The 22,598-nt window shown below is 62.9% G+C and carries 23 protein-coding genes; 22 read left to right on the top strand and 1 reads right to left on the bottom strand.

Going from position 1 to position 22,598, the window contains the following annotated elements; all coding sequences use genetic code 11:
• The 20 genes from ASS64_RS02465 to ASS64_RS02375 are packed head-to-tail and all read left to right on the top strand — an operon-like array spanning position 1 to position 18,305.
• A complete protein-coding gene (locus ASS64_RS02465) occupies positions 1 to 852 on the top strand; it encodes an NADH-quinone oxidoreductase subunit C (RefSeq protein WP_067690327.1) in 852 nt (283 codons plus the stop codon).
• Positions 852 to 1,391 carry a hypothetical protein gene (locus ASS64_RS02460; protein WP_157075052.1) on the top strand — a complete coding sequence of 180 codons (540 nt, stop codon included), beginning with the start codon at positions 852 to 854 and terminating at the stop codon, positions 1,389 to 1,391. Before ASS64_RS02465 ends, ASS64_RS02460 begins: the two co-directional genes overlap by 1 nt.
• Positions 1,388 to 2,605, top strand: a complete 1,218-nt coding sequence (locus tag ASS64_RS02455) for an NADH-quinone oxidoreductase subunit D (RefSeq protein ID WP_067689316.1) — start codon at positions 1,388 to 1,390, stop codon at positions 2,603 to 2,605. Before ASS64_RS02460 ends, ASS64_RS02455 begins: the two co-directional genes overlap by 4 nt.
• Complete coding sequence (locus ASS64_RS02450; RefSeq protein WP_067689313.1) at positions 2,605 to 2,784, top strand: hypothetical protein; 180 nt, start codon at positions 2,605 to 2,607, stop codon at positions 2,782 to 2,784. Before ASS64_RS02455 ends, ASS64_RS02450 begins: the two co-directional genes overlap by 1 nt.
• The gene (nuoE, locus tag ASS64_RS02445) at positions 2,777 to 3,445 is read left to right on the top strand and encodes an NADH-quinone oxidoreductase subunit NuoE (protein WP_067689310.1); all 669 of its coding nucleotides are present in this window, start codon (positions 2,777 to 2,779) and stop codon (positions 3,443 to 3,445) included. Before ASS64_RS02450 ends, nuoE begins: the two co-directional genes overlap by 8 nt.
• On the top strand, positions 3,445 to 3,585 hold the full coding sequence (locus tag ASS64_RS16590) for a hypothetical protein (protein ID WP_157075051.1): 141 nt from the start codon (positions 3,445 to 3,447) through the stop codon (positions 3,583 to 3,585). The genes nuoE and ASS64_RS16590 overlap by 1 nt, the downstream gene beginning before the upstream one ends.
• Positions 3,585 to 4,877, top strand: a complete 1,293-nt coding sequence (gene nuoF, locus ASS64_RS02440; RefSeq protein WP_067689307.1) for an NADH-quinone oxidoreductase subunit NuoF — start codon at positions 3,585 to 3,587, stop codon at positions 4,875 to 4,877. Before ASS64_RS16590 ends, nuoF begins: the two co-directional genes overlap by 1 nt.
• On the top strand, positions 4,877 to 5,341 hold the full coding sequence (locus tag ASS64_RS02435; protein ID WP_067689304.1) for a DUF3291 domain-containing protein: 465 nt from the start codon (positions 4,877 to 4,879) through the stop codon (positions 5,339 to 5,341). Before nuoF ends, ASS64_RS02435 begins: the two co-directional genes overlap by 1 nt.
• The gene (nuoG, locus tag ASS64_RS02430; protein WP_067689300.1) at positions 5,342 to 7,351 is read left to right on the top strand and encodes an NADH-quinone oxidoreductase subunit NuoG; all 2,010 of its coding nucleotides are present in this window, start codon (positions 5,342 to 5,344) and stop codon (positions 7,349 to 7,351) included.
• Positions 7,348 to 8,394, top strand: a complete 1,047-nt coding sequence (gene nuoH / locus ASS64_RS02425) for an NADH-quinone oxidoreductase subunit NuoH (protein ID WP_067689297.1) — start codon at positions 7,348 to 7,350, stop codon at positions 8,392 to 8,394. The genes nuoG and nuoH overlap by 4 nt, the downstream gene beginning before the upstream one ends.
• On the top strand, positions 8,391 to 8,876 hold the full coding sequence (gene nuoI, locus ASS64_RS02420) for an NADH-quinone oxidoreductase subunit NuoI (protein ID WP_067689294.1): 486 nt from the start codon (positions 8,391 to 8,393) through the stop codon (positions 8,874 to 8,876). The genes nuoH and nuoI overlap by 4 nt, the downstream gene beginning before the upstream one ends.
• A 27-nt stretch (positions 8,877 to 8,903) precedes the next feature.
• Positions 8,904 to 9,527, top strand: coding sequence for an NADH-quinone oxidoreductase subunit J (locus ASS64_RS02415; RefSeq protein ID WP_067689291.1), 624 nt, complete (start codon positions 8,904 to 8,906; stop codon positions 9,525 to 9,527).
• Positions 9,524 to 9,829 (top strand): NADH-quinone oxidoreductase subunit NuoK, encoded by a 306-nt coding sequence (nuoK, locus tag ASS64_RS02410; protein WP_067689288.1) that lies wholly within the window; start codon positions 9,524 to 9,526, stop codon positions 9,827 to 9,829. The genes ASS64_RS02415 and nuoK overlap by 4 nt, the downstream gene beginning before the upstream one ends.
• Positions 9,830 to 9,835: 6 nt before the next feature.
• Entirely contained in the window at positions 9,836 to 11,863 is a 2,028-nt protein-coding gene (gene nuoL, locus ASS64_RS02405) for an NADH-quinone oxidoreductase subunit L (RefSeq protein WP_067689285.1), read from the top strand.
• A complete protein-coding gene (locus tag ASS64_RS02400; RefSeq protein ID WP_067689282.1) occupies positions 11,863 to 13,419 on the top strand; it encodes an NADH-quinone oxidoreductase subunit M in 1,557 nt (518 codons plus the stop codon). Before nuoL ends, ASS64_RS02400 begins: the two co-directional genes overlap by 1 nt.
• Positions 13,419 to 14,882: an NADH-quinone oxidoreductase subunit NuoN gene (gene nuoN / locus ASS64_RS02395; RefSeq protein WP_067689279.1), complete on the top strand. Its 1,464-nt coding sequence runs from the start codon at positions 13,419 to 13,421 to the stop codon at positions 14,880 to 14,882. The genes ASS64_RS02400 and nuoN overlap by 1 nt, the downstream gene beginning before the upstream one ends.
• Positions 14,879 to 15,601, top strand: a complete 723-nt coding sequence (locus ASS64_RS02390; protein ID WP_067690324.1) for a biotin--[acetyl-CoA-carboxylase] ligase — start codon at positions 14,879 to 14,881, stop codon at positions 15,599 to 15,601. The genes nuoN and ASS64_RS02390 overlap by 4 nt, the downstream gene beginning before the upstream one ends.
• 3 nt (positions 15,602 to 15,604) lie before the next feature.
• Positions 15,605 to 16,378, top strand: a complete 774-nt coding sequence (locus ASS64_RS02385; protein ID WP_067689276.1) for a type III pantothenate kinase — start codon at positions 15,605 to 15,607, stop codon at positions 16,376 to 16,378.
• Complete coding sequence (locus ASS64_RS02380; protein WP_198147616.1) at positions 16,375 to 18,024, top strand: ribonuclease J; 1,650 nt, start codon at positions 16,375 to 16,377, stop codon at positions 18,022 to 18,024. The genes ASS64_RS02385 and ASS64_RS02380 overlap by 4 nt, the downstream gene beginning before the upstream one ends.
• 11 nt (positions 18,025 to 18,035) lie before the next feature.
• Positions 18,036 to 18,305, top strand: coding sequence for a DUF1467 family protein (locus ASS64_RS02375; protein WP_067689273.1), 270 nt, complete (start codon positions 18,036 to 18,038; stop codon positions 18,303 to 18,305).
• Positions 18,306 to 18,309: 4 nt separating this feature from the next.
• Here the strand turns inward: ASS64_RS02375 and ASS64_RS02370 are convergent, their stop codons facing one another.
• Complete coding sequence (locus ASS64_RS02370; protein ID WP_067689270.1) at positions 18,310 to 20,934, bottom strand: hypothetical protein; 2,625 nt, start codon at positions 20,932 to 20,934, stop codon at positions 18,310 to 18,312.
• Positions 20,935 to 21,005: 71 nt separating this feature from the next.
• Here ASS64_RS02370 and ASS64_RS02365 point away from each other — a divergent pair, with 71 nt between their 5' ends.
• Positions 21,006 to 21,302 carry a hypothetical protein gene (locus ASS64_RS02365; protein ID WP_067689267.1) on the top strand — a complete coding sequence of 99 codons (297 nt, stop codon included), beginning with the start codon at positions 21,006 to 21,008 and terminating at the stop codon, positions 21,300 to 21,302.
• 85 nt (positions 21,303 to 21,387) lie between these two features.
• Positions 21,388 to 22,566, top strand: coding sequence for a hypothetical protein (locus ASS64_RS02360; RefSeq protein ID WP_067689263.1), 1,179 nt, complete (start codon positions 21,388 to 21,390; stop codon positions 22,564 to 22,566).
• The last annotated feature ends 32 nt before the right edge of the window (positions 22,567 to 22,598 follow it).

Raw genomic sequence — 22,598 nt, 5'->3', positions numbered from 1 at the left:
ATGGCAGTGTTACATTCCGCGCCCCGTTTCACGCAGATCGACGGGCTCGAGGCTACGCTTACCCGGGCATTGGGCGATCATCTGCTCGAAGCGCATGACGAGCATGGCGAACTGCTTCTCACGGTGAAGCGCGACAGTATCGAAGAAGTGTTGCGCATCCTGCGCGACGATCACGCCTACCAGCAGCTGATGGAAATCGCGGGCGTCGACTATCCGTCGCGGCCCGAGCGTTTCGAAGTGGTATACATGCTGCTCTCGCTGACCACCAACAGCCGCATCATGGTGAAGTGTACGGCCTCCGAAGACACGCCCGTGCCCACGGCCACCACGCTGTGGCCCAATGCGGGCTGGCTCGAACGCGAGGTCTTCGACCTTTACGGTGTGCTGTTCGCGGGCAATACCGACCTGCGCCGAATCCTGACCGATTACGGTTTCGAAGGGCATCCCTTCCGCAAGGACTTCCCGCTTACCGGCTATCACGAGCTACGCTATTCGGAAGACGAAAAGCGCGTCGTTTACGAGCCGGTCGAGCTTGCGCAGGACCTGCGCCAGTTCGACTTCATGAGCCCCTGGGAAGGTGCAGATTACGTACTTCCTGGCGACGAAAAGGCGGACATGCCTCCGGTCGACGACCCCAAAACCACCGAGAGTCCAAAGCAGACCGGTGCCGGTGCCAAGGCGGATTACAAGGCGGCCGATAAGGTCAGCGCCGATGCTCCGGCGGAGAAGGATGGCGGCGAGGACGCGGCATCGCCCGAACCGACCGAGGACCAGCCTTCGCGTGCCAAGCGAAAGGGCAAGACGAGCGACACCGCCAGGGCAACCGAGCCGAAAAAGAAGGACGAGAAGTGATGCGTCGTCTATTCCTTCCCCTTGCCGTGCTCGCGCTCGCAGCCTGCTCTTCGGAACCGGCCGAGCAGGAAAGTGCCGAAGATTTCGCCGACCGTATCGGTCAGGCCGGCGAGAGCGCGCAGCTCGATCCGTCGCAGCCCGATCCCGACGCCCCCAACACCGCCAATGATGCGCCGCCCGCCGGGGCCGACCTCACCAGGCTCGCCAAGCTCGGCGATATCGGGGGCGTCAATCTCGGGCCGCGCGACGGCGGCTGCACCCTGATGGTCGGCAGCGAGGAAATGCTGATCGCGGCGGGCATGCGCGACAAGGCGTTGCCCGGCAAGGCCGTGGTGCGGGTCGGCGACAGCCTGACCATGGTCGATGCCGATGTCGGCGGTCTCGATGCGATCAAGAGCGGTACTACCTTCAACGGTGAGGGGTTCACCATCACGGTCGCTCCCGCAGCCGGCGACCAGCAGAGCCGCCCGGCCAACGTCACCGTGCGTGACGCCTCGGGCAAAACCCAAACCTATAGCGGCAACTGGATCTGCGCATGAGCCACGCCATGCATCTCGAAGAGTCGCCGACGACCGGCGACGAGGTGATCACCAACTACACGATCAACTTCGGGCCCCAGCACCCCGCAGCACACGGCGTGTTGCGCATGGTGATGGAACTCGACGGCGAGATCATCGAACGGATCGATCCGCATGTCGGCCTGCTGCACCGCGGCACCGAGAAGCTGATCGAGCACAAGACCTACCTGCAGGCGCTGCCGTATTTCGACCGGCTCGACTACTGCTCGCCGCTGGCGCAGGAATACAGCTACGTCCTCGCGATCGAAAAGCTGCTCAATGTCGAGGTGCCCGAACGCGGCCAGTACCTGCGCGTGCTGTTCGCCGAGCTGACCCGCATCTGCAACCACATGCTCAACATCGGTGCGCACGTCATGGACGTGGGCGCGATGACGCCGAACCTGTGGGTGTTCGAACTGCGCGAAGACTGCATGAACTTTTTCGAGCGGGCGTCGGGCGCGCGTATGCACGCGGCCTGGTTCCGCCCCGGCGGTGTCCACCAGGACGTGCCCGAAAAGCTGCTGGTCGATATCGGCGAGTGGGTCGATGGACGCCTGCAGGAACTGTTCGGCGATGCGATGAGCCTCGTGCTCGACAATCGCATCTTCAAGCAGCGCAACGTCGATATCGCGGTCGTCGGCAAGGACGACGCGGTCGCCTGGGGTTTCTCCGGCCCGATGATCCGCGCCGCCGGCATTCCGTGGGACCTGCGCAAGTCGCAGCCCTACGACGTCTACGACCGGATGGAGTTCGACATTCCCGTCGGCACCAATTCGGACTGCTACGACCGTTTCGTGGTGCGCGTGAAGGAAGTCTACGAAAGCGCGAAGATCATCAAGCAGTGCCTCGCGCAGATGCCCGGAGGGCCTGTCGCGAGCGATGACCGCAAGGTCGCGCCGCCGAAGCGCGCCGAGATGAAGCAGTCGATGGAAGCGCTGATCCACCACTTCAAGCTTTACACCGAGGGCTTCCACGTGCCCGCAGGCGAGGTCTATGTCGCGACCGAAAGCCCCAAGGGCGAGTTCGGCGTCTACCTGGTCAGCGACGGATCGAACAAGCCGTATCGCTGCAAGATCCGCCCGACGGCGTTCAGTCACCTTCAAGCGATGGATTTCATGTCCAGGGGCCACATGCTGCCCGATGCGACCGCCATCCTCGGCGCGATCGATGTGGTGTTCGGGGAGTGCGACCGCTAATGGCGCGTGAACTGTTCATCCTCGTCGCCGCGTTCGCGGCGTTTGCCTCGGCGGTCGCGGCCTATCTGGCTGCCTTCCATGGCGAGGCTTCGCTCAAGGAAATTCTCTCGACGGCCTTCGCTGCCGTCATCGGCCTCTATGTGGGCCGTTATCTGCAACACAGGCTGATCAATGGCTGACCGTTCCCCCGCACCCGATACTCCCGAGCTGCGCGAACGCTGGGGCGCTTTCGAGTTCACCGAAAGCTACCGCGCGAAAGCGGACAAGGCGATCGCCCGCTATCCCGAGGGGCGCCAGCGCTCTGCCGTCATGCCGCTGCTCGATCTTGCGCAGCGGCAGGTTGGCGAGGAAACCGATACGCAGGGCTGGCTGCCGCTGCCGGTGATCGAATATGTCGCCGATTATCTCGACATGCCGGTGATCCGCGTGCTCGAGGTCGCGACCTTCTATTTCATGTACAATTTGAAGCCGGTGGGTAAGTACCATGTGCAGGTCTGCGGCACGACGCCCTGCATGCTGCGCGGGTCGGACGGGCTGTTCGAAACTTGCAAGCAGCGCGGCATGAAGAAAGGCCACGTCTCCGAAGACGGGCTGTGGACCCTCACCGAGGTCGAGTGCATGGGCAATTGCGCGACCGCGCCGATGGTCCAGATCAACGACGACAATTACGAGGACCTGACGCCCGAGCGGCTCGACGGCATCCTCGACGCTCTGGCCAAAGGCGAAAGCCCCAAGACCGGTACGCAGGAGCCGGGCCGTCACACCAGCGAGCCGGCGAATGCGCTGAGCTCGCTGCCCGAAATGGTCGACGCCAATCACGACTACCGGAAGGACTGGTGATGAGCATCGCCACCATTCTCATCGCGCTGATCGTCGGCTTCATTGCCTGGAAGCTGCTCGTCGGCCTCGTGAGATTCGGCGTGCTCGCGGTGATCGCGGTCGCCGCCATCTATATCCTCTCGCAGGGGGGTGCATTCTGATGCTCGCTGACAAGGATCGCATCTTCACCAATGTTTACGGGTTCCAGGATTGGGGCCTGAAGGCAGCGCAGCAGCGCGGCGACTGGGACGATACCAAGTCGCTGATCGCGCGCGGTCATGACAATATCATCGAAGAGATCAAGGCTTCGGGCCTGCGTGGCCGGGGCGGGGCGGGCTTCCCGACCGGCCTCAAATGGTCGTTCATGCCGAAGGAATCGAAGGACGGCCGTCCCAGCTTCCTCGTTGTCAATGCCGACGAATCCGAGCCTGGTTCGTGCAAGGACCGCGAGATCATTCGCCACGATCCGCACAAGCTGATCGAAGGCGCACTGGTCGCCGGCTATGCCATGCGTGCGCGGGCCGCCTATATCTATATTCGCGGCGAATACATCCGCGAAGCGGAGGTACTCCAGGCGGCGATAGACGAGGCCTACGATGCCGGGCTGATCGGCAAGAACGCGTCGAAATCGGGCTACGATTTCGACGTCTTCCTGCACCGCGGTGCTGGCGCCTATATCTGCGGCGAAGAAACCGCGATGATCGAAAGCCTCGAAGGCAAGAAGGGCCAACCGCGCCTCAAGCCGCCATTCCCGGCAGGCGCGGGCCTCTATGGCTGCCCCACCACGGTCAACAACGTCGAATCGATCGCCGTCGTCCCGACCATCCTGCGCCGTGGCGCGAATTGGTTCGCGAGCTTCGGGCGCGAGAACAACAAGGGCACCAAGCTCTTCCAGATCAGCGGCCATGTGAACAAGCCCTGCGTGGTCGAGGAAGCGCTTTCGATCCCGTTCAGCGAGCTGATCGAAAAGCATTGCGGCGGCATCATCGGCGGCAAGGACAATCTTCTCGCCGTGATCCCCGGCGGGTCGTCGGTTCCGCTGGTTCCGGCCGAGCAGATCTGGGACGCTCCGATGGATTTCGACGGTCTGAAGGACCTCGGCTCGGGCCTCGGCACGGCAGGCGTCATCGTGATGGACAAGTCGACCGACATCGTCCGCGCGATTTCGCGTATCAGCTATTTCTACAAGCACGAGAGCTGCGGCCAGTGCACGCCCTGCCGCGAGGGCACGGGCTGGATGTGGCGCATGGTGGAGCGCCTGCGCAAAGGCGATGCGGCAATCGAGGAAATCGACATGCTGCAGCAGGTCACCAAGCAGGTCGAAGGCCACACCATCTGCGCGCTGGGCGATGCGGCCGCCTGGCCGATCCAGGGCCTCATCCGCCACTTCCGCCCCGAGCTCGAACGCCGGATCGAAGAGCACAACGCCAAGTTCGCGGAGGCGGCCGAGTAATGTACATTGCACAGCTCAATATCGGGAAGTTCCGATACGCTACCACGGACGAGAGAATGTCCGGCTTCATGCAGAATCTGGATTTGGTGAACGGCATCGCCGAGCGAAGCCGGGGGTTCATTTGGCGGCTTAAGGACGATAGCAACAACGCAACCAGCTTTCGCGTTGGCGACGACATGGCGGTGAACCTGTCGGTCTGGGAAGATGCCAAAGCGCTCGAAAACTTCGTTTTCAATACGCTCCACGTGAAATTTTACCGCAACCAGGAAAGATGGTTCGAAGCGTCACAGGGCGTGCATCTCGTGTTCTGGCATGTTCCAAAAGATCATCAACCCACGCTCGATGAGGCGTGGGGACGACTGCAAGACCTTGAGAAGAACGGGCCAAGCGAGCGCGCATTTGGCTGGGCGGAGATTATGGACATTGAGCGCATGCGCGCTGTGCGATGCGCGGTGGGGGGTTAAATGCCTAAAGTCACCGTAGACGGACAGGAAATCCAGGTTCCGGACGGCGCGACCGTCCTCCAGGCCTGCGAGCTTGCGGGCAAGGAAATCCCGCGCTTCTGCTATCATGAGCGGCTGAGCATTGCCGGCAACTGCCGCATGTGCCTGGTCGAGGTGAAACCCGGGCCGCCCAAGCCGCAGGCATCGTGCGCGCTTCCCGCGACCGAAGGCCAGGAAATCCGCACCGACACCGAGATGGTGAAGACCGCGCGCGAAGGTGTGATGGAGTTTCTGCTCATCAATCACCCGCTCGATTGCCCGATCTGCGACCAGGGCGGCGAATGCGACCTGCAGGACCAGTCGATGGCCTATGGCCGCGGCGCGACGCGCTACGAGGAGAACAAGCGCGCCGTCACCGAGAAATACATGGGCCCGCTGATCAAGACGGTCATGACCCGCTGCATCCACTGCACACGCTGCGTGCGTTTCTCCGAAGAAATCGCCGGTGTCGATGAAATCGGTGCGGTGGGACGCGGCGAGGACATGGAGATCACGACCTATCTCGAACAGGCCGCCGAACACGAGTTGAGCGCCAATGTGATCGACCTGTGCCCGGTCGGCGCGCTGACCTCGCGACCCTATGCCTTCGAGGCGCGTCCGTGGGAGCTCAAGAAGACGCTCAGCATCGACGTGTCGGACGCGGTCGGCGCAAACATCCGCCTCGACAGCCGTGGCCGCGAGGTCATGCGCGCGCTTCCGCGCATCAATGACGACGTCAACGAGGAATGGATCTCGGACAAGGCGCGCTATCAGGTGGATGGCCTGTCCAAGCGTCGCCTCGACACGGTTTTCATGCGCAAACGCGGCAAGCTGCAGGCTGCAAGCTGGGACGAGGCGTTCAAGGCGATTGCGAGGGCGAAGCCGGGCAAGGACATTGCTGCCATCGCGGGCGACATGGTCGATTGCGAAACTATGTTCGCCGCCAAGGCGCTGCTCAAGGCCTGCGGTTCGAACCTGATCGAAGGCCGCCAGACCGGCATGGATTACGACGTGTCGAACCTTGCCGCGGTCAATTTCAACTCGACCTTCGCGGGTATCGAAACCGCCGATGCGATCCTGATCGTCGGCAGTCATATCCGCTGGGAAGCCCCGCTGGTCAATGTGCGAATCCGCAAGGCGGTGAAGCGCGGCGCCAAGGTCTTCGTCATCGGCTCGCGTTGGGACACGACCTACCCGGCCGAATTCCTTGGCGAGGACCTGTCGGTCCTGTCCAAGCTGCCGAAGGAAGCCGCCGAAGCATTCAAGGGCGCCGAGCGTCCCGCCATCGTCATGGGCGGCGCGGCTCTCGCCAAGGGCGCGCTGGGGGCAGGCCTTGCCTTCGCCGAGACTTACGGTCTCGCGAAGGATGGCTGGAACGGCTTCAACGTCCTCCACTTCAGCGCCGCGCGCATGGGCGGTCTGATGCTCGGTTTCGCGCAGAAGGGCGGGATGAAGGATATTGCCGCGGCCAAGCCCAAGGTCGTCATCAGCCTCGGTGCGGACGAGATGGATTTCGAACCCTTCGCCGACGCGCTAAAGGTCTACATCGGCCACCACGGCGACCGCGGCGCCCATGCGGCGGACATCATCCTGCCGGGCGCGAGCTATGCCGAGAAGGACGGGACCTACGTCAACACCGAAGGCCGCGTGCAGTTTGCCGAGAAGGCCGTCTTCGCGCCGGGTGACGCGCGCGAGGACTGGACCATCCTGCGCGCGCTGGCCGATGCGCTGAAGGTGGAGGTCGGCTTCGACAGCTTTGCGCAGCTGCAGGCGGCAATGATCGCCGAAGTGCCCGCGCTGGGAGAGGAAGGCCTTGCCGATTACGGTGCATTGCCCAAGGCAGATGCCAAGACCATGGCGGAAGGCACGATCAGCGCCTACCCGATCAAGGATTTCTATCTCACCAATCCCATCGCCCGCGCCAGCGCGGTGATGCAGCAGTGCTCGAGCGAATTGCTCGGAAGCGGCGAGCTGGCGGAGGCCGCGGAATGACCGAATTCTTCCAATCCCTCGGCATGACCTACGAGCTCGCGTGGTTCACGGCCACGATCGCGGGTATACTGCTGATCGCCTTCCCCCTGATGGCGGCGGTGGCGATGGTCATCTATGTCGACCGCAAGGTCTGGGCGGCGATCAACCTGCGCCGCGGGCCCAATGTGGTCGGCCCTTTCGGCCTGCTCCAGAGCTTTGCCGACGGCATCAAGGTATTCCTGCAGGAAACGATCATTCCTTCGGCCGCGAACAAGGGCATTTTCCTGCTCGCGCCGATCATCACCTTCACCGTCGCGCTCGCAGCCTGGGCAGTCGTGCCCTTCAGCGCAGAGGCGGTACTGGCCGACATCAATATCGGGCTGCTCTACATTCTAGCGATCAGTTCGCTGTCGGTTTACGGCGTGGTGATGAGCGGATGGGCGAGTAACTCGAAATATCCGTTCTTCTCGGCCATGCGCGCGGCCGCACAGATGATCAGCTACGAAGTCTCGATCGGCTTCATTGTGGTCTGCGTCGTGCTGTTCGCGGGAACGTTCAACCTGAACGATATCGTCCGTGCGCAGGAAGGCTTCGGTCTCGGGGTGATCAACGCCTATATCGTGCATCCGCTTCTGTTCCCCATGTGGGTTATGTTCTTCATCTCCTGCCTCGCCGAGACGCAGCGCGTTCCCTTCGACCTGACGGAGGCGGAGAGCGAACTGGTCGCCGGCTACCAGACCGAATACTCCTCGATGAGTTTCGCGCTGTTCTGGCTGGGTGAATATGCCAACATCCTGCTGATGTGCATTCTCAACGCGCTGCTGTTCTTCGGTGGCTGGCTGCCGCCGATCGACTGGGCGCCGCTCTATGCCGTGCCCGGCATCGTCTGGCTGTTGCTCAAGACCTTCTTCTTCTTCTTCTTGTTCAGCTGGGTCATGGCGACCGTACCGCGCTATCGCTACGACCAGCTGATGCGCCTGGGCTGGAAGGTCTTCCTTCCCATCAGCCTCGGCTTCGTCGTCGTCATTTCCGGCTATCTGATGGCCACGGGACATTACGGATGAGTATCGCGCAAACCATCAAGGCGTTCACCCTGTGGGAATTCGTGAAGGCGCACGCCCTCACGCTGAAATACTTCTTCAAGCCCAAGGTGACGATCAACTATCCGTTCGAGAAGAACCCGATTTCGCCCCGGTTCCGCGGCGAGCATGCGCTGCGCCGCTATCCCAACGGGGAAGAGCGCTGCATTGCCTGCAAGCTGTGCGAGGCGGTGTGCCCTGCGCAGGCGATCACGATCGAGAGCGAACCGCGCGAGGACGGCAGCCGCCGCACCACGCGTTACGACATCGACATGACCAAGTGCATCTATTGCGGTTTCTGCCAGGAAGCCTGCCCGGTCGATGCGATCGTCGAGGGGCCGAACTTCGAATATGCGACCGAAACGCGCGAGGAACTGCTCTACGACAAGGCGAAACTGCTGGCCAACGGGGACAAGTGGGAGCGAGCCATTGCCGCGAACCTTGAAGCCGATGCGCCGTATCGCTAACCGCCGCGCCAACGAGACACAGGGGCCATGATTCAGACTTTAGCCTTTTACCTGTTCGCTGCGCTTGTCATCGCCAGCGCCGTCATGGTCATCATGGCGCGCAACCCGGTGCATTCCGTGCTGTGGCTGATCCTCGCCTTCTTCAACGCCGCGGGCTTGATGGTGCTTGTCGGCGCCGAGTTCATCGCCGCGTTGATGGTGATCGTCTATGTCGGCGCGGTCGCGGTGCTGTTCCTGTTCGTGGTCATGATGCTCGACATCGACTTCGCCGAATTGCGCGCCGGTTTCATCAAGAACTTCCCGCTCGGAATTGCGATTGCCCTCGTGCTGCTGGCCGAGCTGGTGCTGGGTATCGGCGCTTATCAGGCGGGTACCCTGGAACTCGGCGTGCCAAGCGGCGCGGCTGCTCCCCTTCTCGGCGATTCGAACACCGCCAGCATCGGCGCGATTCTCTATCGCGACTACATCTTCCTGTTCGAGGGGGCCGGTATCATCCTGCTCGTCGCGATGATCGGCGCGATCGTGCTGACCCATCGCAAGCGCCCCGCCGGTTCGCGCAGCCAGCAGGATATCGGCAAGCAGAACCGGCGCAATCCGAACGAAGCCACCGTCATGAAACAGCCCCAAGTGGGCGAAGGGGTCGAGCTGTGATCGGCATCGAACACTATATCGTCGTCAGCGCGATCCTCTTCGTGCTCGGCGTGCTCGGTATCTTCCTCAACCGGAAGAACATCATCGTCATCCTGATGGCGATCGAACTGATCCTGTTGAGCGTGAACCTCCAGCTGGTGGCCTTCAGCGCCTTTCTCGGCGACCTCGTGGGGCAGGTCTTCGCAATGTTCGTCCTGACCGTCGCTGCGGCCGAAGCCGCCGTCGGGCTGGCAATTCTCGTGATCTATTTCCGTGGCCGCGGCACGATCGCGGTGGACGATGTCGACCGGCTGAAGGGGTAAGCCACGGTGGAAATTCTTGTTATCGTTTTCTTGCCGCTGGTCGCGGCAATCGTCGCGGGGCTGACCAACAAAGCCGCGCCGCCGGTTTTCGCCAAGGCGATCACCACCGGTGCGTTGTTCGTCAGCGCGGCGCTGAGCTGGCCGATCTTCCTTAGCTTCGTGAACGGCACTGCCGAACCCTCGGTCGTGCCCGTGTTGACCTGGGTGCAATCGGGCACGCTGGCGTTCGACTGGGCGCTGCGCGTCGACACGCTGACCGCGGTCATGCTGGTGGTGATCAACACCGTCTCGGCGCTCGTTCACCTCTATAGCTGGGGCTATATGGAGGAAGACCCGGACCAGCCGCGCTTCTTCGCCTACCTCTCGCTGTTCACCTTCGCCATGCTGATGCTGGTGACCGCCGACAACCTCGTCCAGATGTTCTTCGGTTGGGAAGGCGTGGGCCTCGCCAGCTATTTGCTGATCGGTTTCTGGTTCAAGAAACCCAGCGCCAATGCCGCCGCGATCAAGGCCTTCGTGGTCAACCGCGTGGGCGACCTCGGCTTCATGCTCGGCATTTTCGGCACCTACCTCGTGTTCGACACGGTCTCGATCAGCGAGATACTGGCGGCCGCGCCCGGCATGAGCGGCGCGACGATCGGTTTCCTCGGTTACACCGTCTACACGATGGACGTGCTGTGCATCCTGCTGTTCATCGGCGCGATGGGCAAATCGGCGCAGCTCGGCCTGCACACCTGGCTGCCCGACGCGATGGAAGGCCCGACACCGGTATCGGCACTGATCCACGCTGCGACCATGGTGACCGCAGGCGTATTCATGGTCTGCCGCCTGTCGCCGATGTTCGAGACCGCGCCCGTCGCGCTCGCCATGGTGACCTTCATCGGTGCCGCGACCTGTATCTTCGCCGCAACTGTCGGCACGACGCAGTGGGACATCAAGCGCGTCATCGCCTATTCGACCTGCTCGCAGCTCGGCTACATGTTCTTCGCTGCAGGCGTCGGCGCATACGGCGCAGCCATGTTCCACCTGTTTACGCATGCCTTCTTCAAGGCGCTGCTGTTCCTCGGTGCAGGCTCGGTCATCCACGCGATGCACCACGAGCAGGATATGCGCTATTACGGCAATCTGCGTAAGCACATCCCGCTGACCTTCTGGGCGATGATGGCCGGTACGCTCGCGATCACCGGTGTGGGCATCTACCACCTGGGCGCTGGTTTCGCAGGCTTCTGGTCGAAGGATGCGATCATCGAAGTGGCCTATGGCCGCGGTACGGAACTCGGCCAGTTCGCCTTCTGGATGGGTGTTTTCGCCGCCCTGCTGACCAGCTTCTATAGCTGGCGCCTGATGTTCCTGACCTTCTGGGGCAAGCCCCGCTGGGCCGACAGCGAGCATATCCAGCACGCGGTCCACGGCCAACACGAAACGCCCGACGAGGAACACGGCGACGCCGCCCATGAGGACGTGCATCCCCACGAAGGGACTGCAGGCTATCATCCGCACGAAAGCCCGCTGACGATGCTGATCCCGCTGGGGCTGCTATCTATCGGAGCGGTATTCGCGGGGCAGCTCTTCGCGCCGACATTCCTCGATGACGCGGCCTTCTGGGGCAGCTCGATCTTCTACAACGCACCGCTGATCGACGCGATGCACGCCGTGCCTTACTGGGTTAAGTATTCGGCGCTGATCGTGATGTTGATCGGCCTGTTCGTCGCCTGGCTGGCCTACGTCAAGGACACCAGCATCCCCGGTAAAACCGCAGAACAGCTCGGCCCGATCTATCGCTTTCTCTATAACAAGTGGTATTTCGACGAACTCTACCACTATCTCTTCGTGGTGCCGGCCTTCTGGCTCGGACGCCAGTTCTGGAAACTCGGCGATATCGGCATGATCGACCGTTTCGGACCCAATGGCATCGCCTGGGTGGTCGAGAAGGGCTCGGTCGGGGCGCGCAAGTTCCAGACCGGATATCTCTATAGCTATGCGCTGGTGATGCTCCTCGGGCTCGTCGCCGCGATCACCTGGGTACTTTTCTGATGGAATTCCCCATCCTTTCGCTGATGCTCGCCGTTCCGCTGGCGGGCGCCATCGCCTGCCTGTTTCTTGGCGCGCAGTCGGCTCGCATGGTCGCGCTGGTCGCGACGCTGATCGACCTCGCGCTGGGGGTCGTGCTGTGGATGAACTACGACATCGGCGGCGCCCAATGGCAGTTTACCGAGCGGGCCGAGATTTTCGCCGGGTTCAGCTATGCGCTGGGCATCGACGGTATCGCTCTGATGCTGATCATGCTCAGCGTCTTCCTGATGCCGATCTGCATCCTCGCCAGTTGGGAAGCCATCGACAAGCGTGTGGGCGAGTACATGAGCGCCTTCCTGCTCATGGAAGTGCTGATGATCGGCGTGTTCGCCGCGCAAGACCTGTTCCTGTTCTACATCTTCTTCGAGGCAGGCCTGATCCCGATGTATCTGATCATCGGCGTGTGGGGCGGCGACAATCGCATCTACGCTTCGTACAAATTCTTCCTCTACACGCTGCTCGGCTCGGTGCTGATGCTGATCGCAATGATGTGGATGGTGAACGAGTCGGGCACCACCGACATCCCGACGCTGCTCAATTACGATTTCAGCCCGGCGGCACAAACCTGGCTGTGGCTGGCCTTCTTTGCCAGCTTCGCGGTGAAGATGCCGATGTGGCCGGTGCATACCTGGCTGCCCGACGCGCACGTTCAGGCGCCCACCGCCGGTTCGGTCATCCTCGCGGGTGTGCTGCTCAAGCTGGGCGGCTACGGTTTCATCCGTTTCAGCCTGCCGATGTTCCCCGAGGCTTCCGAACAGTTCGCCTGGCTGGTCTACATCCTCTCGATGGTTGCGGTGATCTACACCTCGCTCGTCGCGCTGGTGCAGAACGACATGAAGAAGCTGATCGCCTATTCCTCGGTTGCCCACATGGCTATCGTGACGGTCGGCCTGTTCGCCTTCAATGTGCAGGGGATCGAAGGCGCGATGATGGTCATGCTCGGCCACGGCCTCGTCTCGGGCGCGCTGTTCCTGTGTGTCGGCGTGATCTACGACCGGCTGCATACGCGTGAGATCGCGCGCTACGGCGGGCTGTCGATCAACATGCCGAAATATGCGCTGTTCTTCCTGCTGTTCACCATGGCCAGCATCGGCCTGCCGGGCACCAGCAACTTCATCGGCGAATTCCTCGCGCTGGCCGGGATCTACAAGGTCTCGACGCTGGTGACGCTGGTCTGCACCACGGGCATCATCCTGGGTGCCGCCTATATGCTCTATCTTTACCGCCGCGTGGCGTTCGGCGAACAGAAGAACGCCGATGCAGCGGCCATGCTCGACCTCAATGCCCGCGAATGGGCCATGCTCGCCCCGATCGCAGCCGCCGTGCTGTGGATGGGCGTCTATCCGGAAAGCTTCCTTGCCCCCATGCGTCAGGACATTGCCGCACTCGAGGCCCGCATCGCACGTGCCGCGCCCGATTTCGATGCCGACAACGTGATCGGCACCCCGCGCGAACGGCACGCCAATTTCGTCGAGGCCACGCATGGCTCAGCCCATGGTGAGGAGGGAGCGCACTGATGTCCTACGCAACCTCGCTCTACCTGACCGGTGCCGAAATCGGTCTTTCGCTGGCTGGCCTGGTTTTCCTGCTGGTCGCCGCCTGGGGTGGCCCCCGATCCGCCCGTATGCTCACCAGTCTCACGGTGACGGCGCTGATCGTCGCGGCCATTTTCAGCGCGCAGCTGTTTGAGCAGGCGACCGGGGAAGTCGCCGGACGGGCCTTCGGCGATCTCTACCGTGCGGGTGCCTTCGGCAGTTTCGCCAAGATCCTGATCTACCTCGCCGCTGCCGCAGTGCTGGTGGTCACACCGAGCTTCTTCGAGCAGCGCGGCGCCTATCGCGGCGAATATCCGGTTCTGATGCTGTTCAACGCGGTCGGCATGGGCATGATGGTCTCGGCGACCGACCTGATGACACTCTACATCGGTCTCGAGATGTCGAGCATTGCCAGCTATGTGCTCGCCAGTTTCCTGCGCAACGATGACCGATCGGCCGAGGCGGGCCTCAAATATTTCGTCCTCGGGGCGCTCGCGTCGGGCATCATTCTTTATGGCGTGAGCCTCGTCTACGGTTTCACCGGTACGACCAATTACGAGGGCGTCCGCGCGGCATTTGCTGCCGATTTCGCGACCGGCGCGCTGTTCGGCGTGGTCTTCGTGCTCGCCGGGCTCGCCTTCAAGGTCAGCGCGGTCCCGTTCCACATGTGGACCCCCGACGTCTACGAAGGCGCGCCCACGCCGGTCACCGCCTTTTTCGCCAGCGCCCCCAAGGTCGCGGCGATGGGCATGCTGGTCCGCATGGCGATGGATCCCTTTGCGGGCGAGGTCGACAGCTGGCGCCAGATCGTGATCTTCGCCGCGCTAGCCTCGATCGTGGTCGGCGCGCTGGGCGCTATCGGGCAGCAGAACCTCAAGCGCCTGCTCGCTTACTCCTCGATCAACAATGTCGGTTTCATCCTGATCGGCCTGGCTGCCGCGACCCCCTCCGGCATTTCCGGTGTGATGACCTATCTCGCGATCTATGCGGCAATGGTCGTGGGCAGCTTTACCGCGCTGCTGATGCTGCGCGATCCGGAAGGCAATAACCTCGAAACCTTCGCCGATATCTCGGGCCTTTCGACCCGGCGCCCGGCGTTGGCCTGGTCGCTGCTGGCGCTGATGTTCAGCCTCGCCGGGATTCCGCCGCTGTTCGGCTTCTGGGGCAAGTTCGTTGTTTTCCAGGCCGCGGTGCAGGCCGACCTCGTCGCGCTGGCGGCAATCGGTATCGCCGCCAGCGTCATCGGCGCGTTCTATTACATCAAGTTCATCAAGGTGATGTTCTTCGACGAGCCGGTCCGCGAAGTCGAGGCGACCAGCCCGATGAGCCACTGGGTGGTGCTGGCGATCTGCGTGGCGATCATCTCGCCGCTGGGGTACCTGCTGACCATTCCGTTGGGTGAATGGACCGCACAGGCCGCCGCTTCTTTCGTCGCGGCGATGTGATCCGCTTCGTTACCGAGACCGGTTCGACCAATTCCGATCTCGCCGCGCAATTGCGCGCGGGCGAGTCCGTACCCGAGGGGCAATGGCTCGTCGCCGACCGTCAGGTTGCAGGACGGGGGCGCCAGGGGCGTAATTGGTCCGACGGCAGCGGCAATTTCATGGGCTCGACGGTCGTGCATATCGCCCCGCGCGATCCGAACCCTGCTACGCTCGCGCTTGTTGCTGGAGTGGCTGCCTACGAGGCTGTCTCGAAGATCCTCGCTGATCCCAGCCAACTCCGCCTCAAATGGCCCAACGATCTCATGCTCGGCGATGCCAAGCTGGCCGGCATACTGCTCGAGCGCGAGCGCGACACGATCATCGTCGGCATGGGGGTGAATCTCGCCGCAGCGCCCGAACTGCCCGATCGCAAGACCATCGCGCTATCGGCGCTTGGTCCAGCACCGGACCGGGACCACTTTGCGCAATCACTGGCAAGCGCCTTCGATCTCGAAGTCGAGCGCTGGCGCACCTACGGGCTCGAACCGCTCACGCGGCGCTGGACTGCGGTCGCGCATCCGCCGGGGACACCGCTGGTCGTGCAGCCTCCCGGAGAAGACCGGATACAGGGCGGTTTTGCCGGCCTGACCGTCGATGGTGCTTTGACCCTGCGCTTGGCGGACGGCTCCACCCGTGCCATCCACGCGGGCGATGTAATGCTCGTGAACGAGGAGAGCTGAGCCATGCTGCTCGCAGCCGATGTCGGAAATACCAATGTCGTCTTCGCCCTGTTCGAAGGGCGCGAGATCAAGGCCCGCTGGCGGATTGCCACCGACCCGCGGCGAACCGGCGACGAATATGCCGTCTGGCTGTTGCAACTGGCCGAATTCCAGGGCTTCGACAGTGCCGATATCGACCAGGTCATCATCGGTTCGGTCGTGCCTCGGGCGATCCACAACCTCACCGTCCTTTCGGAAAAATATCTCGGCGTTACGCCGCTGATCGCGGGGCAGGGCAGGGCCGAATGGGGGTTCGAACTCGATATCGAGCAGCCCAGCTCGCTCGGCGCCGACCGCGCGCTCAACACGCTTGCTGCGCATGCGAAGTATGAAGGTGATCTGATCGTGGTCGACTTCGGCACCGCCACGACGTTCGATGCGGTCGATTTCACCGGCGCCTACAAGGGAGGGATCATCGCGCCTGGTATCAACCTTTCGCTCGATGCGCTGGTCGGCAATACCGCCAAACTTCCGCGGATCGCGATCGAGCGGCCGGAAAGCGACAGCGTGATTGGACGCAATACCGAAGACCAGATGCTGGTCGGTGTGTTCTGGGGCTATGTCTCGCTGATCGAGGGCCTGATCGCGCGGATGAAGGACGAGATCGGCCGGCCGGCCAAGGTCGTGGCAACGGGCGGTCTGGCGATTCTGTTCGATGAACACACCGCGCTGTTCGACGCGGTCGATACCGACCTCACGCTCGAAGGGCTTGCGATCCTTGCGGAGCGCGCAGCTTGAAGAAGGACTTCACTCCCGAAGACGAACTGCTCTTCCTTGCGCTGGGCGGGTCGGGCGAGATCGGCATGAACGTCAACCTCTACGGTTGCCAGGGCCGCTGGCTGATGGTCGATCTAGGGATGACGTTCTCGGGCGACCAGTATCCCGGCGTCGACCTCGTCTTTGCCGACCTCGAGTTCATCGAGGACCGCGCGGACACACTCGAGGCGATCGTGCTGACGCACGCGCATGAGGACCATATCGGCGCGGTCCCCTATTTCGCGGCCGAGCTGGACGTGCCGATCTACGCAACGCCGTTCACGGCCGAGCTGGTCCGCCGCAAGCTGCAAGAGGCAGGGCTGGAAGACCAGATCGACCTGCATGTGATCCCCGACGACCACGGCAGCTTTGCGGTCGGCCCGTTCGAGGTGACCTATATCCCGCTCGCGCACTCGATTGCCGAAGGCAATGCGCTGCTGATCGACACGCCGCACGGTCGGATCTTCCATACCGGCGACTGGAAGCTCGACGAGGATCCGATCATCGGCGAGCCGACCACCGAAGAGGAATTGACCGAGATCGGAGACGAAGGCGTGCTCGCGCTGGTCTGCGACAGCACGAATGTGTTCAATCCCGCGCCGAGCGGCTCGGAAGGTGCCGTGCACAAGGGCCTGCTCGAAGAAGTCCAGCGACATCAGGGCAAGCGCGTGCTGGTGACGACCTTTGCCAGCAATGTCGCCCGGCTGCAGACACTTGGCGATGTCGCGCGCGAAACCGGCCGCCAGATCTGCGTCGCAGGACGGTCGCTCGATCGGATTATCGAGGTCTCGCAAGACAATGGCTATCTGGAGGACTTCCCTGAGCCGGTGGATTTCGACACGGCCATGGGCCTGCCGCGCGGCGAGCTGCTGATCCTCGCCACGGGCGGGCAGGGCGAACCGCGGGCAGCGCTGGCGCGTATTGCCGACGAGAACCATCCGCTCGAACTGGTCGGCGGAGATGTCGTGCTGTTTTCGAGCCGCCAGATCCCGGGCAATGAGATTTCGATAGGCGCGGTCCAGAACAAGCTCGCCGCGCGCGGAATCACCATGGTCACCGACCGGCAGAGCATGATCCACGTTTCCGGACATCCCGGCAGGCCCGAGCTCGAGGCGCTCTATGGCTGGCTGCGGCCCGAGATCCTCGTGCCCGTCCATGGCGAGATGCGGCATATGCAGGAGCAGGGCAGGCTGGGCAAGGCCAGCGGGATACCCGATCAGGTCGTACAGCAGAATGGCGATCTTGTGCGGCTCGCACCCGGTGCACCGGGCAAGGTGGCCGAAGTGCGGGCGGGGCGCCTCGTGCTCGATGGGGACATCATCGTGCCTGCCGATGGCGAGGCGATCGCCATGCGGCGGCGGATCATGCGCGAAGGCGTGGTCATCGTGGCGCTGGATGGCGATCTCAATCCGCGCCTCGACAGTCTCGGCCTCCCGCTGGACGAGGATTACGAGGACTTCATCGCCGAGGCGAGCAGCGACATCCGCGCGGCAATCGCCAAGCTACGGGGACGCGATCGTCGCGATGAAGCCAGCATCCACGAGGCCGCGCGTCTCGCCGCCCGCCGCGCCGCGCAGCGCTGGTCGGGCAAGCGCCCGCAGGTGCGGGTGATCCTGCCCAATCTTTAGGAGCCAGAGCGATGGAATGGACCAGTATTCTCGCGATCTACTTCCTGTTTTTCGTCTTCAGCGCTTTTCTGCTGCTCCCGTTCGGGGTGCGCACGCATGACGAAGCCGGCGTCGAGAAAGTGCCCGGTCAGGCCGATAGCGCGCCGGTCGAATTTCGACCAGGTAGGCTGCTACTGCGCGCGGTGATCCTGGCGGCCGTCGTGACCACCGCCTATGTGCTCAATTACATCTATGGCTGGATCACGGTCGATCACCTGATCCTGTGGGGACCCGACGCCTGACGCGCTATTGACGCAGCCGTTCGAGTGCTTGCGCCAGCACGACGTACAGCTTCCCCATGTCGCTGCTCAGCAGTGTGACGCTGACCGCATTTCCGTCGCGCGTCGAGAGCATGGTGCGCAGCATGGACTCGAAATCGTGAATATAGCGGCTGACATGCTCGCGGAAATCGGGATCGACATCGTAGAGTTCGGCGATTTCGCGCGCCTCGGTGTTGTCGATCAAGCGCACTGCGCGGCGGGTGAAGATACCGCGATCGCCGCGAAGATAGCTCGCCCAGGCCGTATCGGTGACCTCGGTCGAAAGCGCCTTGGCGATGTCGATCGCGTTCGAATTGAGGCTTTCGGTTATCAATGCGACGCGGCGCGAGAAATCGTTGTCGACCTCCTCGCTAGCCCGCTCCCGCGCATGCGCAATGCGGTTTTCCAGATTACCGGTAAGTTCGTTGACCTTGGCCAGTTGGTCGCGCAGCTGGCGCATGACCTCGCGGCCCGCCTCGGCCGACCGTTCGGTCGCGCGATCGAGTGCTGTGATCGCTTCCTGTGTATGGTCGCGCAGGGCCTTGTCGATCGCCTCTGCGCTCTGTTCGCCGACCTTGCCGGCAATCCCTGCGATCCGCTCGGCCTGTTCGGTCTCGATTGCGGCAAGCGCTTCGCGGGCACTGGTTTCGAGCGCGGTAATCGCGTCGCGCAATTCGCCCTGCGTACGCTCCGAAACAGTGGCACTTTCATCGCCCAGCGCAGCCACGCTGGCGCGCAGACGTTCGATGCCGTCTACCTGGGCGCCTGCCGTTTCGCCGAAACGCGCCTGAAATTCGTCGACCTCGGCCATCGCCTCGCGGCTGCGGGTGCCAGCTTCGTCCATGCTCGCGGTGAGCGCTTTGCCCGCTTCCTTTGCCTGGTCGAGCAGGCTTTTCACATCCTCTGCGCGCCGCTCGATTTCGGCGAGGCGTGCCTCGCTCGCCTCCATCGCCACCGGCAATTCGTCCCGGCTGTGCTTGGCACTCGCCTGGATGAGTTCGAGCAATCGAACGCTGGCGTCGGTTAGCGCGGAGACAGCGGCATCCGTTCCCTCCAGAGCCTCGCGGCTCTCCCCCAGTTTGGCATCGAGAGTAGCGATACCTTCGGACAGTTCGTCGCGGGCCATTCGACCCTGAGCGGCAACGGAATCGAAAGTCGTGCCCAAGGCGGCGATCCGTTCGCCCAGCTCTTCACCTTCTGCCGCCATGAGCGAGAGCTGCTCCGCTTGTGCGGCCCGTCGCTCGGCGATTACGTCGTCGAGCGCGGCAAGCCGGTCTCTCATGCTGGAATGCGCCGCATCTTCGGCTTCTGAAAGCTCCGCCTGTCGCCGACCCGTCTCTTCCGCAAAAAGGCGGTTCCGTTCGGCCAGGCGGGCGTCCACCGTCTCCGCCTCGGCGAACAGCTCCTTGAGCTTGGTATTGGCCGCAGCTAGCGCCGCTTCGTCGATCCGCGTGACCTCGGCAACGGCTTCACGCAACCGCTCCTGCATCGCATCCACCTGGCTGGCCCAGGCGGTCAGTGCGTGCGCTTCGCCATCGCGGATTGTCTCTGCGGCTTCGGCGGTTTCCCTGCGAAGGGTTGCAAGGCGTTCCTGCAAGCTATCCATCGCGGTCTCACGTTCGGCAGCCGCTTGGGTCTCGGTCTCGTCGAGTTCGCTGCGTAACTTCTCGAAGCGGTTCCGGATCGAGGCGAGCGCCTCGACTTCGCGACTGTCGAGATCGCCGCGAAACGCCTCGCTGTTCTCGCGCAGTTCGGCGAAACGTCGTTCGGTTATCGCGCCCAGTTGCTCGGCCTGCTTGGTAAACGCTTCGAGCGCCGCGTCGACACGTTTGCGCAGCGAGGCCACCTGTCGCTCGCTCGCCGCGCCGAATTCATTGAGTCGCTCGAACCCATGGACCAGCTCGTCGAGCTGGGCTTGTGCTTCACGGCCTGCCCCGCCGATTTGGTTCGATACGTCTTTTGCGGAATTGGCGATAACCGGGAGATTGTCCCGCAATTTATCCATGTTTTCCAGCGCGGTAACGCTGACTCGTGCGATCGATTCGACCTGTTCGCCATTCGCTCCGATGAGCGATTGCAACCGATCGGCATTTTCCGATAGCCGATCTGTTGCGGTCCGGCCCAGATAATCCAGCTCTTTCGTCTGCGCGGTCAGAAATTCGCGGGCGAGGCTCAGTTCGCGGTTTACCACGGCGAGGCGGGTCTCGAGTTCGGCCGATTGCGCCGACAGATTTTGCGCGACCTCGGCGAAGCGCTTTGCCTCGCGTGTCGAATTGCGCATGGCAAGCAGCCAGATACTGACAACGAGCAGCACCGGGATCGCCCATTGTGCGATCAGGCCCGTCAATTCGCGCGGAGTGGGTTTTGCGAGGATTTCGCTCTGGTGCGCCCAGCCGAAGAAGCCCGTCCAACCGAGGATCGCCAGCACTGCCAGAAGCGGGAAAACCCAGGCAAAGCTGCGTCCGGGCTGTGGTTCCTCGTCCCACTCCTCCTCGATATCCTCTTCAGGATCCTCCGAGATATGTTCGACAACCCCTTCGGAAACTTCAGTTTCCGGTGGGGTTTCATCGGCCGTTTGGTCGACGGCCTGGATCAGCGGGCGCTTTCTCATAGGTTTGAAAGCTATCACCAAAGCGGTTGGGCTTAAACAGCAATTAACCGCTTTGGTGGCAGGCTGTGGCCATGGCGTATCACTCTACCAGCTTCGATGCCGCACTTGCCACTGCGGCAGGCGACGATCCGTCGCTCAGGCTTGAGCTGCGCGCGGCCTTCACCGACAGCGTCGCTCGCCAATTGGACCTGTTGCGTCGCGCCCGGTGCGACGGCAATTGGGAAGTCGCCGCCAGCAGGTTGCACGCCATTGCGGCGAGTTTTCACGCCCCGGAACTGATGGACCTTGCTGAAGAAGCGCGTACCGCTGCGCCAGGTGAGCCCACGGTTCTCCAGCGCATAGACACTTTCGTCGAAGCTCTGTCCTGAGGGAAAATAGGGCTCGCGACTTGGCGGGCGGTGGCAGACAGCCCTAGAAGCCGGGTTCGATCAACCCTCGCAATCGGAGTTCAGCGTGCGCGTCGCCCTGCTGTCAGTCCTCGATGGCCCAGCCGAACCGCGCAAGATCCCTGCGCCGTTCCGCATGCTCGCGGGTGCGCGCCTGGTCGAACGGCAACTCGATATCGCGCTGGCCGCGGGCTGCGAGAGCATCGCCTGCCTCGCCACCACGGTCGGCCGCGAAGTCATCGATCTGCAGCACCGCGCGGAGGCGGCAGGCGCGCGGTTCATCGCGATCCGCGAGCCGCGCAAGCTGTCGGGTATCGTCACTGCGCAGGACGAACTGCTGGTCCTCTCTTCCGGCGTCTTGCCCGACGAAGATTCGATCGTGCGGCATCTGGCCAAACCAGGCGTGCTGGTCTTCCCGGAGGACCCGGCGGTGCAGCGCGGTTACGAGCGGATCGACGCGCATTTCGCCTGGGCCGGTGCGTTACTGGTGCGTGGTAATGCGGTCGAGAAACTCGCTCAGCTGCCGACGGATGTCGATACGCCCTCGGCGCTGTTGCGCATCGCCCTCCAATCGGGGGTACGAACGCATCCGCTCGAAACGCGCCTGCTCGATGAACATATCTGGCTGCGCGATCCGACAACCGAGGAACTCGCCATGCGGGAGCGGAGCTGGGTGGCGGGCCATGCCGACGTCGCGCCGTTTAGCGCACCGGGTCTGGCGATTGCCGAGCGTATGGGCGCGCGCCTCGCGCAGGACACAATGGGCGGACGACTGCCGCGTTTTCTTGCGCTCGGAGCCGCAGCAATGGGCCTTCTCGCCCTGTCGCTGGGTCTTGCCGGGTGGATATTGCCCGGCTTCGGCCTTGCGGCACTGGCGGTCTTGCTCTTTGCGATGGAAGAAGTGGTTCGCCGCATTTCCAATGCCGGCCAAGTACGCCCGAGCGTACCGGTTCTGGTCCAGGCGCTTGGGATTCTGCTGGACCCACTGCTGGTCGTGCTCGTCGCCATGGCATCACCCGAAGATACCACTTGGCTGCGACTGTTCGTGCCTGCGGTGTTGTTCGGCTTGCTGCATCTGGGGGAACGACTGAGTACGGCGCGCTGGCGTCGCAGCTACGCCGATCGCGTGCTGCTGACGCTGGGGCTATTGCCGGCCGTGCTCTTCGGCGTCGCGCAACCGTTTGTGGCGGTGCTATCGCTGGCGGTGCTGGTGACGCTTTTCCTCACGTCGGAACCAAGGGACTAACGCGCGCTTAACCATGTCGATGCTAAGCCCGA

Source organism: Erythrobacter sp. AP23 (assembly GCF_001542855.1).
GTDB lineage: Bacteria > Pseudomonadota > Alphaproteobacteria > Sphingomonadales > Sphingomonadaceae > Qipengyuania.
Note: the sequence above shows the minus strand (reverse complement) of the source record. Positions and strands in the feature narration are given on the sequence as shown.